Origin of the sequence: Mucilaginibacter flavidus (genome assembly GCF_024055575.1) — a bacterium.
GTDB classification, from domain to species: domain Bacteria; phylum Bacteroidota; class Bacteroidia; order Sphingobacteriales; family Sphingobacteriaceae; genus Mucilaginibacter; species Mucilaginibacter flavidus.
Window position 1 is genome coordinate 1 of sequence record NZ_JAMXOE010000049.1, and the last position, 13,349, is coordinate 13,349.

Below are 13,349 nucleotides of genomic sequence, written 5' to 3' on the forward strand. Positions count from 1 at the left end.
ACCCCCATAAAATGAAAAACAAAAGAAAATGAACGCCAAATTCAGACATTATTAAAAACCAAAAGCGAAATTCACCGCAAAATCGCTAATACGAAAGGTGTCGTGAATTTTGCAACGATCTCGTTTTATGAAACCACAGTAAGTAATTCAACAAGTTCCATCAGTTTAACCGCCACCACACAGGACGCCACAGCCACCCTAAAGGTAAACGGGGTTACGGCAACGTCCTGCGTGGCCTTTGGTCCGGTTTCGTTAAATGCCGATACCACCACTGTTTACATAACTGTAACGGCAGGCGATGGCACAACCAAAAAAACTTATGCAATATTGGTAACACGCCTGGCTCCCCCTGGTGTCGTTATGCAATACCAGCCGCTGGAATCGCCGGTTGCTAATAGCACAATTGCTGTGCACCAAAACGTATCGCCAAATGGAGATGGTAAAAGTGATGTACTGGTTATAGAAGGCATTGCAGCTCATCCTGATAATAAACTACAGATAATAAGCCGTAGTGGTGCACTTGTATACGAAGTAAAGGGCTATGACAATGTCACAAAAGCTTTCAACGGGCATTCCAGTACCAACGGTAAACTGCAACTGCCTGGTACTTATTTCTACACGTTAGAATATAAAGATGGAAATGAGACGAAGCATAAAACAGGGTTTATCGTGCTGAAGTATTAGGGGATGATTGGAGATTAGGGGATGCGTTTTCCCCTAATCTCCAATCATCCAATCTCTAACCTGCATATCCGATATATCACTATTTTTGACAATGCTAATTATTCAGCTTACCGGTTTATCTGGTGCAGGCAAAACAACACTATCACAATATGTAAAGCAAAAGCTGGGTAAAGAAGACCTTTCGGTTGAAATAATTGACGGCGACGCCTATCGCAAAACGCTTTGTGCCGATTTAAGCTTTTCAAAAGCCGACCGCTGCGAAAATATTCGCCGTTTAGGGCAGGCTGCATATACTTTTACCGGCAGCCGCGATGTAGTAATTATTGCGGCTATTAATCCCTTTGAAGAAGTACGGCTTGAATTAAAAGAAAAATACGGAGTTAAAACCGTTTGGATAAATTGTTCAATCGATGTTTTAATTGAACGCGATACCAAAGGCCTTTATAAACGGGCGCGACTTCCTGAAAATCATCCCGAGAAATTGAACAACCTTACCGGAGTTAACGATGATTACGACTTACCCCTAACATGCGATTTGATAATTAATACGCACGAACAAACAAGCGGGCAATCAGGGGATATGCTTTGTGATTTTATAACGCGGTTCATAAATGATAAATCAGTGCCGTTTACATAGGCCCCGACCCGAATGGCGAAGCCCTCAGGTGGTAATCGTCTCCGCCGATTAACGGCAGGAGTTTACACATTTGGTTGTTATAATAGCTTCAAAAAACGTTGCTGTTCACAGTGAAACATATAGAACAGGGTGGAACAGGAACAGTCAACACATTTTGGTAAAAAAGTGTATTTTCTGGCCCCTATGGCTGTTTTTTGCTTAAAGCCTACTACTAAAATTTGTAAAATCACTGACAAAACAGTGTCAGTATTCCATGGTTTATAATGCTTAATTTTGCAGCTACACGAATATGCGCCTGGTATATTGTCAATCTTACCGGCCCCGGCGCAAAGGTAAGCCCCGGCGGCATCAGGGAGGTACTGGTAACCCCCTGATAAAAATCACACATCCGCTAACATATAAATGCCGTTTATTTTACCAATTAAAAAATACTCAATAACAGGCAATTAACCTTCAGCATCAGTAGGTGCATAAGTAAAATATTGTACAAATCTTGGCTTATCCGATGTGTTGACACTGCTGCCGTGAGGTAATGCCTGCTGCCATATTATAAAATCGCCGGCGTTTGCTGCAATAGGGATGCAGCCTAATGCATGCAAATCTTCACCATAAGGATTTTTACCGTTCAGGCTGGTCAGCCAGCTGTCAATGCGATGCTGAAAGCCCGGCACCAGGCTAAATGCGCCCTGGTTTTCGGCGGTATCGGCAAGGTAAAGTATTCCCTGCAAGTTGAATGGGATAGGCAATTTCAGTTTAGTATCCCAATGCAACCTCGGACCGGGAAATTTCCAACGTCCCGTCTCGGGGGGATTAAAACCAACCCGGTCGGCATTAACCCAGATATCGGTACGGTCCCACAGTTGTTCGTAGGCTGCCCTGATTATTGCCGAATTGCGATTCTTGTCAAGAATAGGGTGTTGAAAAAGCTGTACCATTATACCTTGCCTTGCGGGATGCGGAGTATACCACGTGTCCGCGTCGTTGCGGTCAACTTCAATAAAATCACAAATAACCTCTATAGTTTTCTCACAGTCGGCCTTCGGTACTGCATTCCGTAATATGATGTAACCATTTTTATCCCAAAACTCAAGTTGTTCATCATCTAAAACTTTTGGTACCGACTGCTTGCTGATATAATCGGGGTTTAAGATGGTGTTATTAAAACGTGTGATATTTTCCGGCAAGGGTCTGCCGTTTGTCTCTAATACCCATTGCTCGAACTCTTGGAACGACGGGGCTGTTAAGTAAAGATATTTTACGGTTTGCTCCAGTCCCAGGCCAAGTATTGAAAGCATGGTTTTATCCAATTGAAATTCTTCGCCAAAAGCATCCGGGGTAAGCGCTCCCCTGCGTTTTAGCATGCACTTGCACCAATACCTTTTCATGTGCATAACCTGCAGTTCTCCGGTTTCTTCCGATGAGATTAGTAGCGTATCTATCATAAACATTGGATTTCAAACATTGTATTAGACAGTAATTTGCACGCCCGATAAACCGGTAGCGCTTTCGAAACGGTCGCCAGGCCTTATACCAAGGCCTGTAAGTTTAATACCCGAAAATATGCCCTCAGCGGTTTGCACTATGTTAATTCTTAAAAATTCAGTGTTTTTACATGCCACCAGTATGCCATAGTTGGTATCGGCGTGTATAATGGAGCCTGGCGCAAAGTCAGCCGGGTTGGTAACCTGTATTTGCATTACTTCAATTATCCTGAGCGGCTGCCCCCTGAACGCGGATATCGCGCCGCCATAATCGGCGTTGGTGGCGTTAACAAGGTTTTCAATTTCCTTTGCAGATTGTGTTTCCCAGTTAATTTTAAGGTCCTCGATACCAACCCCCGGGAAACAACTTGCGCTGTCTTCGTTTTGAGGGTAAAGCAGGTCGTTGCCAGTGTTCGATAATTTTTCAATCGCTTTGCTGATGACCTGCACACTTTCGATAGCCAGGCGGGCTGTATACAAGCCAAGCGTATCGCCGGGTGAAATGGCAGTCTGATGTTGCATCAACATTGCGCCGCTATCGAAGCTTTCCGTCATTTGATGGATAGTTATCCCACCGACAGTTTCTCCGTTTTTTATTTGCCAAAAAACAGGCGATTTACCACGATATGCCGGTAATAAACTAAAGTGCACGTTGTGAAAGCCAAATTTCGGAATAGCAAATAATTCAGCAGGAATCTTATAACCGCAGCCAAACACTAAAACCAAATCGGGCCGGGCTTCGGTTAACCAGTTTTTAAGCTCAGACCACAATTCATGTTTTAAAAAACGCTTAAACGGGATATTTAAATGCCCGGCGTTAAGTTCGATAGGCACAGTATTTTTATTTGGCGCGCCTGGCGAGACAACGCTATGCAGCATTTTTTGCCCGGCCAAATAATGCATGCAGGGTATAGAAAAAGGGCCGCTTGTGAGCAATATTATTTTCACTTAAATAAGATTTAGAATTTTTGGGGTATACAATTCAGGGCAAAATAGGTAAAGTAATTCAATTTGGAATTACGACGTTGCCAATCTTTTTTTCTCAAGGATTTGATATAACTCCATTGCATTAGTAAGGCATGCCGGAAACCCCGTTACAACAGCTTCGCTAAAGCGTTCGCCCGGTTTTTTTGAATGGTATTGGCTCCGGTCATCCATATTTAAAAGCTCATCCTCAGTAAAAGCTGTGTTGGCAAATGCTGCAATTTTATCTATCATTTGCATCGGCCCATCGCTATAATTAAGCAGCAGGCAGTTAGCATCATTTGCTACTATCCCCAAATATTTGTTTAGATAAATTGCCAATACACTAGCCAGGTAAATCTGGGCATCCTGGTTGACCACGTCCTGGTTAAACCCAAATAATTCCGGCTCAATCAATCCGGGCACGGCCTGCATGCCCGGCTGCTTACGATGTGACCTAAAAACATCATCGGGGCTGCGGTACATTAAAACAAATGGCACTGCCGGAAAGAGGCGCCTTAATTGTTCATAAAAAATTATATGCCAGCTGTCGGCTTTTATAAATAAACGTTCGGCTTTTTGTTCACCAGGTTTTTCATCTGCAGTAATTTTGTACGAATAATATTTAATGGCTGCTTTTAACAATCCGTTTATTTTCGCTTCGTTAAATCCTTTGTATTTAAAAGGCAAGCGAAGGATGTCGTCGAAAAAAGGCACCTCTGCGAGTGATACATTTTTTGGGGATGATGCGAGCAGTTGTGATAACAGCGTTGAACCGCAACGCGAGATATGAAAGATAAAAGCCGCAGGTGAAACCTCAGCTACCTCCCCGGCCCGTTTCGCCATAGCATCGAGGTTGCTAACAGAACAGAATTTATTGCGATTTGCATCCAAAGCCCTGCACTTTGCAATCGTGCTGTCAAAAAAAGGTTCGGTAAAAGTTAAGTCGAAGGTGTTTAACCAGTGGCATATCGGCTCGCCTTCAATAGCTGCAAGCTTATACGGTATCCAGCCTTCAATTTTAACGTCATCCATAGGTAGCGGGTATTAAACAGCCGGGTTGCCTGCGCGTATAGTTTTCACTTTTTCCTCAAGTTCCGCAGCTAATTTATTGGAAGTTTCGGTGTTCTGATACCTTAATTCCTCAATCAGCTTTATCATGTTCTCGTCAACCTCTTCTTTTTTATACGCTATTTCGCCCGATGATTCAATAATCGTTTTTAACCAGTCATTCACTTTGCAATCAATCACAAGGTGTACCCTGTCGGTATCTCCATTATTTGATACATTATGCGGAAGGTTGGCATTAAGGTACCAGCATTCGCCTTCGTTTAAAAATATCCGGTCTTTTTCGCAATAAAACTCAACTTGCGGGTTGGTAAACACTGGAAAATGCAGCCGCGCTTCGCCTTTTTCCAGGGCGAGTTCCGCATCGGTATGTTCTTTTATTATAGCGCCTGCTTGTAAATTCAAAAAACGCACCGCCATTATGGGGCAGTGCAGACTTGCCATAATTTTTTTTACCGAGGCAAAATGCCCCATATACTCGGTGTCCAAAAAGTCGCTTTCGCCGATCAAGTCAGGTATAATGTTTTTATGGCTGCCACCCGGTGAGCGCAGGGAGAGAACTTTCCACGAGCCTGAGTAATGATATGTATTAAGATGTGGCTGCCATTCATTCCGGGCCGAGGTTAGTTCGGCCTGGGTTGCTTTAAAATCAAACGCCAACTGCAATTTTGCGTACCGTACCATGTGATATAAGTTTAGTGTAACCAGCGTACCATATTGGGGTACGGCAAGACGCCCATTTCGGCAGACTTTTTTTTGTCGTATGCTAAGCCACGGTATTGTAACATTGGCAAACCAATATATGACCCATTGGCAAAGGTTTGCAAAAGATGCTCCCCCTCCCCTTTATACCCGCCATTATGAAAGACAACTGATGCAGGCAGGCCTATATGTAAGCACGCAGCGTACGACCATGCCAACGCCAGCATTTCGAAGCCGCCGTCCATATATTCAGGCAGAGGGGAACCTATCGTGTTACGGGTATCTGCATCGCAAGCCGCCAGGTGCCCGGCTTCGTGAAGAATGTCGCCGGGATATTGCAATTTGTTGGTATCGATGATGATTTTTCCGCCTTCCAGTAATAGTCCCGGTAAAAAAGTATCCTGGTTTACGGGCCGTTTAACTACTTCCAATCCAATAGACGTAACAAATTCAACGATGATATCGATTACCGGCAGCTCCATTACCAAAAGTATTAAACGTGCGGTGATTTTACAAGCACCAGTCCTTCAAAAAAAATCGCAGATAATAGTAAGTGCGTTAACATAATAATAGTTCCTGGCATTCAAACGTTTACCGGGCTTATTGCTCTTTTATGTGGTAGTCTAATTACAGGCGGATATAAAAAGTTTAACAACACCTTCGGGAACAATAAGATTCACAAGGGTGGAAAAGAGTGAATTATTATTAAAATTATTTGGTAACTATGCAATCAGCAATATTACTTACCGCATTATAATACTGATTGTAATGTCCGCATATCATCGCCTAACAAGTATTGTTTAACTATAGTGAAAGTCATAACGCATATACTTTATTTTCGCTTCAGGCGTGCAATTGCTATTTTAGTGAACATTTACGATTTACTACTTAAATGACAGGACCTTTAAAAGTTGGAATGCTGGCACCTTATTCAGGCGTGTATCTTTATTACAATCATCACTTAATGGCAGGCATATTGCTGGGCATTTACAAGGGTAAGCCTAAGCATAACGAAATACAATTTATACCGGTATACACCAAAATGGGCGACCCGGCAAGTACACTTGAAGCAGTCAACAGGTTGATTTTTTTTGAGCAGGCCGACGTTATTTCGGGTTTTATTAGCTACAAGTCGTTACCTGAAATAATACCTGCTATTGAGCGTCATAACAGACTCGGGCTTTTTTTTGACATGGGTGAGCATATCCCCTGGTTCAATTACCTGAGCCCCAGGGTGTTTTTTGCGTCGCAGCAGATTTGGCAAACGCAATACGCATTAGGCTACTGGGCTGCCAAAGAATACGGCCAGGGCGGCATGATGGTAATGACGGTTTACGAAGCAGGTTATAACCTGGACAGTACTTTTCTTAACGGCGTTATTGATGCGGGTGGAGGGCCGTTAGCTGTACACGTTATTCCGCATGACAGGGCTAATCCGCAACGAATGGAATTGGATGTTTTTTTTGAAGAAATTAAGAAAAATCAGCCGCCGTTTGTTCATGCAATTTTCGCCGGGGCTATTGGCAATGAGTTTTTACAGGCATGGAAAGCATCCGGCTATCATAAAAAAATCCCGCTGTTAGTAGTTGAAAATATGGCTTATGACGACGTACTTGAGGACGTTGGCAACCTGGACCTCGAACTGGTATCGGCATCAACATGGAGCCGGGCTGACGAAAGCCCCCGAAACGTTGAATTTATAAAGAAGTTTGAGCATACCGGAGGCCAGATGGCAAACATATTTGGATTGCTTGGATACGAAGTTGGCCTTGCACTGCGCGAAGTTATGCCGTTGTTGCATAAACGTGATTTGAATAAAGTTGCCGAAATATTGCACACGGAATCGGTGGTAGGTCCACGTGGCGAACGCAACTTTTACCCTGCATCTGGATTTTCACTTCCTGTAATTGATATAATAACTATCAAAACATCAACAAATAAAATATTTAAAACTATAACAAGCCAGGGGAAGGGGCTAAAATTTGATGCTGAACAGTTTAGAGATATACATGAAGGAAGTATAAGCGGATGGTTAAACCCTTACTTGTGCGTTTAAAATTATAAGAACGCTATTTGCGTTAAAAAAGCAACGTTTTTTTTGTTTTTTTTCTGGTTAAAAAAATAAGTAATTAAGTAAACGTTTTTTTTTACAATTTATTTGAAATTTCAGAAAAAAGTACTTAAACTTGGATGATAATTAAATATTAATCACTTTAAAAGCCTAAGCCATATCCATTAACCTAAAATCTTAAAACTTACATTAAATTTTTATGAAACCTTACCTGGGACAAGTCATGATTTTCGGCGGAAATTTCGCATAGCCTGGTTGGAACTTTGCAAGCGGCAATTAATGTCGATAGCGTAAAACGCTGCATTATTTGCAATACCTGGCACCACCTGTGGCGGCGATAGCGTTACAACCTTTGAACAAATTCAAATCCTGAACATATTAAATAAACCTTAATTTAAACCTACACTAAACGTTAAAAAAAAATGGAACCTTACATTGGAGAAATTAAAATGTTTGCCGGCAACTTTAATCCAAGGGGCTGGGCACTCTGCAACGGGCAATTAATGTCGATCGCCCAAAACTCAGCCTTATTCGCAATTCTAGGCACAACCTATGGCGGCGACGGGGTGCAAACATTTGGCTTGCCGGACTACAGGGGTCGCGCCCCGATGCACTGGGGGTCAGGGCCCGGACTTACGCCAAGAGTAATAGGCGAGGCTGCCGGTGAAGAAAATGTAACTTTGCTGTATAGCAATATGCCGGTACACAACCACCTGATAAACGCCAGCACAGCACAAGGAACAGTTGGGCCACCTACAAATGGGTTTTTGGCAACATCGGTTGATAACGACGCCGGAGGAAATCCTTTTAACTTCGTGACTACAACTCCTGACACAACATTAGCGCCTACAGCGGTTGCAGTTGCGGGAGGCAGTATCCCGCATGATAACATGCAACCATATCTTGTAGTAACTTTTATTATTGCGACGGAAGGTATTTTCCCCTCACGCAATTAATTTTAACGAATATAATTTAACATATTTTAGTAATAAATGTAAATGCCAATGAAAATTGGTATCGTATCAAATTCAAAATATGCATACCCCTACTTTCTTATCTAATCAGCTATAACAAAGCAGGGGTTTTATTTTATTTAAGCAATTTGCAGGTACAGGAAATAGTTCGGCCTGCTTGTTGGGTTTTTGCACCGCGAACAGGATCGCGGTGCTTTTAAATATAAAAAAGAAGAACTATATCAACAGCAGCAATTGTTTGAACCCGACATCATTTTTTGGCCAGGGATAGCCATAAAACACAGGTTGAACAATTAAGCGGAGTTTCAAAAAAGGCACTTAATAATATACCTTTTGGAAAACTTCCTGAATTCAGGCGGCCACCGCCGGCTTTCTGACGTCTAAAAAAAGGGGTAAAGCATATTGGCTTGCCCATTCACCAGCTATCTGGTAAGTTAGATACCGGAGCTGTTGTTTGGGAATGTTTTTTAAAAATGAAGAATACCATAGTTAAAACTATGTAAATTATATTTTTAGGTAAACGGCAGATGCAGGGTGTATCCCATATACGGGAGCTGGTTTACAGCAATGAGCTGGTAAATAAAACACCGCAGGACGAAAATAAGGCGAAGTATTTTAAATGGCCGCAGTTGGCGGAGGTAATGATCAATTGGGAAATGATGGGGGTAAATGAAATAAACGACCTTCTGAATACCTGTAATAGCTGGAATATAGGCGCTACCACAGGCATCAACAGCGCTGGGCTTAAAATAGTTGTTGCAGCAGTTTCTGAAAACAATAAAGATGCTTTTACGCCGGGATCTGCTATAGTGGATAAGCATAAATTTCAGGTTGTTTGCTTTAACCAACGGTACATTGCCATTAACTTTTTTAATATAAATAATACGTGTCTGCCAGCACGGCAGGCTGCTTTTTATGGTTTAAAAACCGGGCAAAGGTTTACAAACATTAATTAAAACAATAAGCGTTGGCATTAGTCACCGTTACTAAACATTTAATATTACAATACCATATAGTCAGATTTTTCGGAACCGAATTTAAATCAATATTTTATGAAAAAATGTTTACTTTTTGCCTGTATAATGTCGGCTTTTACTTTATTAAGTAACCATGTGCAGGCCCAAAATGGCGCAAATATTACATGGTCGTGTTTTTCGGCCTCTGCGTCATTAGCGAATACTACATCCGGCGATGTTACTTACACTTTTACCAGTAGTAACTGCTCTGAAGCTGCCGGATTTTCGGCAGAAATTGTAGGGACAGGGGCACTGGATATCCGTTCAACGATATCCCCCCAACCTTTTTTAAGGTTGCAAAAGACGGGGACAACGCCCGTATTTTCCTATGCGAGGTTCTATAGTACTTCTGGCGGAACTTTTAAATTAACAGGTATCTCCGTTGCCCCTACATCTGTTGGTGCAACAGCTGGCGGGTCCCAGTCAATCACTGTGCATGCCTACAAATCAGGCAGTGAGGTTGGTACGGGTGTCTCAACTGCAAGTTTAAGCTCTACAAGCCCGGTGGCCGTAACGTTAACCAGTAACTTCGATAATATTGATGAAATAAGGTTGACCTCCTCGAGTTCAACGGCATTCGGAATAGGTGTAGATAACGTTACAACCGCTACTGCAACAACCGTAAGTTCTTTAAACCGTGCGGGTTCTACACCGTCAAATGGAAGCACCGTTAACTATACACTAACTTTCGGCGCTGCAGTAACAGGCGTAACGGCAAGTAATTTTTCGCTAACAACGTCTGGCGTTAGCGGCGCCGCTGTAGGTACACCCACAACCGGCGACAGTGGTGTTACATGGACGATACCCGTAACTACGGGCAGCGGAGATGGTAATGTTACATTAAATCTTGCGAATGCAAGCAGCTTATCTCAGGCTATAAGTACAACTTTGCCTTATGCAGGTCAAACCTATAGCATTGATAAAACCGCACCAACCATCAGTATCGGCAGCCCATCGGCATCTATTACAAAATCAGGTGGCGTAAGCTACACTGTAACGTATAGCGATGTCAATTTTAGTTCAAGTACGCTTGGCGCAGGTAATATAACCGTAAATACAAGCGGCAATGCATCGGCAGGGTCTGTAGCGGTAACTGGTTCCGGCTCTACACGTACAGTAACGCTTTCAAGCATCACCGGAGATGGCACTTTGGGCATTTCAATAGGCTCGGGAACAGCAACAGACGCCGCAGGAAACTCAGCTCCGGCATCATCTGCGTCAACAACATTTACAGTTGACAATACTGCGCCTACAATAAGCATCGGCAGCCCGTCGGCAAGCCTTACAACTGGCGGCCCTGTATCATATACGGTTACTTATAGCGATGCCCATTTTAATGCAAGCACACTGGGCGCGGGCAATATAACTGTAAACTCAACCGGTGGTAACGCATCTGCCGGATCCATATCCGTAACAGGCTCCGGGTCAACGCGCACAGTAACACTTTCAAGCATTACCGGCACTGGCAGTTTAGGTATATCTATTCCCGCTAATACAGCCAACGACCTTGCCGGTAACAACGCGGCGGCTGCCGGGCCATCAACAACTTTTGCCGTTGATAATACCGCACCAACAGTTAGTTCCATAGCGCTTGCAAATACCAGCCCTACCAATGCTACATCTGTAGATTATACAGTAACCTTCAGCGAATCGGTAACAGGTGTTGATCAGAGCGACTTTAACCTTGTGGGTACTGGCGCAAGCGGCTCTATTACCGGCTTTAGCGGCTCAGGCACCAGCTATACGGTCACTGTTTCGTCGGTATCCGGTAACGGCACGCTACGCCTCGACCTTAAGAGCAGCGGAACCGGTATAAGCGACGCGGCGGGCAATGCTATAGCAGCGGGCTTTACGGGTCAAAGCTATTCCATCGATACTACCGCACCAACGGTTTTAAGTATAACGCAACAGGACGGCAGCACCACGCAAAATGGAAGTCAAATAGATTATTCCGTAACCTTCAGCGAACCGGTAACAGGTGTAGATGCTACTGATTTTGTGGCTACTACCACAGGTGGTGTAAGCCAGGGAACAATTAGCCTTACTCCGGTTTCAACTACCGTTTACAATGTTTCCATAACAAATATAACAGGTGATGGCACATACAGACTCGATCTGAAAAGCAGCGGCACCGGTATAACCGACGCGGTTGGCAACGCAGCCGGAGGATTTACCACTGGCGATGTCTTTACGATAGATAATACTGCGCCAACTGTAGCTTCGATAGTTACGGCAAGTGCTAATCCAACCAATGCAACAAGTGTTGACTATACGGTAACCTTCAGCGAAGCTGTAACAGGTGTTGATAAAAATGATTTTACGGCCACTAACGTGTCGGGGTCTGTGAGCGGTACTGTAAGTGCTGTAAGCGGTAGCGGCGCAACTTATACGGTAACGGTAAATAGCATTACGGGCGACGGCGACCTCAGGCTTGATTTGAACAGTAGTGGTACTGGTATTACAGACGTTGCCAACAACGCTATATCCGGCGGTTTTAACACCGGGCAAACTTATACTATTGATAACACAGCGCCGACTGCCAACACCCTGGTATTTGCTTCAAACCATAGCGGTAACCAGCTGATAGCAGCTGTGGGCGATGTGGTTTCGCTTAGCTTTACAACAAATGAGCCCATCCAGGCACCTACAGTTAGTATAGCCGGACACAGCCTGACAGCCACTAACACAAGCGGCAATGATTGGGTTGCATCGTACACCATGACTTCAGGCGATACCGAAGGCCGCATACCGTTTAGCCTCCTGTTTAATGATATTGTGGGCAATACAAGTGCCTTGTATAACGACATTGGCGCCGGAGATGATATTGAATTTGACAACACAGCTCCAACCATCTCTATCGGCGCACCGTCGCAGGCTGGTATCGGTTCGGGAACGGGAGGTACAGTAACTTATACAGTGACCTACGCCGATGCAAACTTCAATTCAAGCACGCTCAGCACCGGTGACATTACTTTGAATACCACTGGTGCTTCCACTGCAACAGTTGCAGTGTCAAATGCTGGCACAACCAGTACGGTAACGCTTTCAAACATTACCGGTATAGGTACATTGGGTATCTCGATAGCTGCAGGTACAGCATCTGATGCGGCCGGCAATCTTGCCCCGGCTGCAGGGCCATCAACCGTATTCTCGGTATTCTCATCAGATGCAAGCTTAAGCAGCCTTACAACTTCTGTAGATCCGCTTAGCCCGACATTTGACACTAATACCACTTCAGGTTACACCGCAAGTGTGCCAAATGCTACCACCACGATGACGGTAACGCCAACCACAACAGACTCCAACGTGAGTGATTTGGAGGTGCGCGTAAACGGCGGCGCCCCGGTATTTGTAGCAAGCGGCACCCAATCAGCAGCTCTGCCGTTAATCGCAGGCAGTAATACGATAACGATACAGGTAACTGCCCAGGACGGTACAACTACAAAAACTTACACGTTAACCGTAAACCGTGCACCATCTACCAACGCGCTGCTCACTCATCTTAAGATAACTCCAGCAGCTGCATTGACCGTGGTTCCGGGACCGCACTTCCTTGATTATACAGCTTCCGTATACAATCCAACAAGTTCCATTAGTGTAACTCCCACCGCGCAGGATGCCGCAGCCACTATAACAGTAAACGGCGTACCGGCAACATCGGGCGTAGCCTCGGCCCCGGTTTCGTTAAACACAGATACCACCACTGTTTACACAACAGTAACGGCAGCCGATGGGGTGACTAAAAAAACCTAT

The 13,349-nt window shown here is 44.1% G+C and carries 11 protein-coding genes; 6 read left to right on the forward strand and 5 right to left on the reverse strand.

Translation table 11 applies throughout. The annotated features are described in order from the left end of the window. Window positions 1-102 precede the first annotated feature (102 nt). Together NAF19_RS30900 and NAF19_RS30200 are read left to right on the forward strand one after the other, a co-directional pair. Window positions 103-684: a T9SS type B sorting domain-containing protein gene (locus tag NAF19_RS30900; RefSeq protein ID WP_252794162.1), complete on the forward strand. Its 582-nt coding sequence runs from the start codon at window positions 103-105 to the stop codon at window positions 682-684. Between the two features lie 91 nt (window positions 685-775). After that, window positions 776-1,321 carry an adenylyl-sulfate kinase gene (locus tag NAF19_RS30200; RefSeq protein ID WP_252794164.1) on the forward strand — a complete coding sequence of 182 codons (546 nt, stop codon included), beginning with the start codon at window positions 776-778 and terminating at the stop codon, window positions 1,319-1,321. Window positions 1,322-1,767: 446 nt separating this feature from the next. Here the strand turns inward: NAF19_RS30200 and NAF19_RS30205 are convergent, their stop codons facing one another. The 5 genes from NAF19_RS30205 to NAF19_RS30225 form a co-directional block, all read right to left on the reverse strand. Then, entirely contained in the window at window positions 1,768-2,763 is a 996-nt protein-coding gene (locus NAF19_RS30205) for a phytanoyl-CoA dioxygenase family protein (RefSeq protein WP_252794167.1), read from the reverse strand. A gap of 24 nt (window positions 2,764-2,787) precedes the next feature. Next, window positions 2,788-3,750 (reverse strand): methionyl-tRNA formyltransferase, encoded by a 963-nt coding sequence (locus NAF19_RS30210; protein ID WP_252794168.1) that lies wholly within the window; start codon window positions 3,748-3,750, stop codon window positions 2,788-2,790. Window positions 3,751-3,819: 69 nt separating this feature from the next. Next, on the reverse strand, window positions 3,820-4,800 hold the full coding sequence (locus NAF19_RS30215) for a sulfotransferase (protein WP_252794169.1): 981 nt from the start codon (window positions 4,798-4,800) through the stop codon (window positions 3,820-3,822). 12 nt (window positions 4,801-4,812) lie between these two features. Then, on the reverse strand, window positions 4,813-5,517 hold the full coding sequence (locus tag NAF19_RS30220; protein ID WP_252794171.1) for an aspartyl/asparaginyl beta-hydroxylase domain-containing protein: 705 nt from the start codon (window positions 5,515-5,517) through the stop codon (window positions 4,813-4,815). Window positions 5,518-5,528: 11 nt separating this feature from the next. Further along, the gene (locus NAF19_RS30225; protein ID WP_252794172.1) at window positions 5,529-6,017 is read right to left on the reverse strand and encodes a hypothetical protein; all 489 of its coding nucleotides are present in this window, start codon (window positions 6,015-6,017) and stop codon (window positions 5,529-5,531) included. Between the two features lie 410 nt (window positions 6,018-6,427). On the opposite strand from NAF19_RS30225, the gene NAF19_RS30230 reads away from it, so the two are divergent. The 4 genes from NAF19_RS30230 to NAF19_RS30245 form a co-directional block, all read left to right on the forward strand. Then, a complete protein-coding gene (locus tag NAF19_RS30230; RefSeq protein WP_252794174.1) occupies window positions 6,428-7,591 on the forward strand; it encodes an ABC transporter substrate-binding protein in 1,164 nt (387 codons plus the stop codon). A 437-nt stretch (window positions 7,592-8,028) separates the two neighbouring features. Further along, a complete protein-coding gene (locus NAF19_RS30235; RefSeq protein ID WP_252794175.1) occupies window positions 8,029-8,562 on the forward strand; it encodes a phage tail protein in 534 nt (177 codons plus the stop codon). A gap of 545 nt (window positions 8,563-9,107) precedes the next feature. Then, entirely contained in the window at window positions 9,108-9,536 is a 429-nt protein-coding gene (locus tag NAF19_RS30240; RefSeq protein WP_252794177.1) for a hypothetical protein, read from the forward strand. A 96-nt stretch (window positions 9,537-9,632) separates the two neighbouring features. Continuing rightward, the coding region (locus NAF19_RS30245; RefSeq protein WP_252794178.1) for a beta strand repeat-containing protein at window positions 9,633-13,349 on the forward strand (3,717 nt) is incomplete at its 3' end.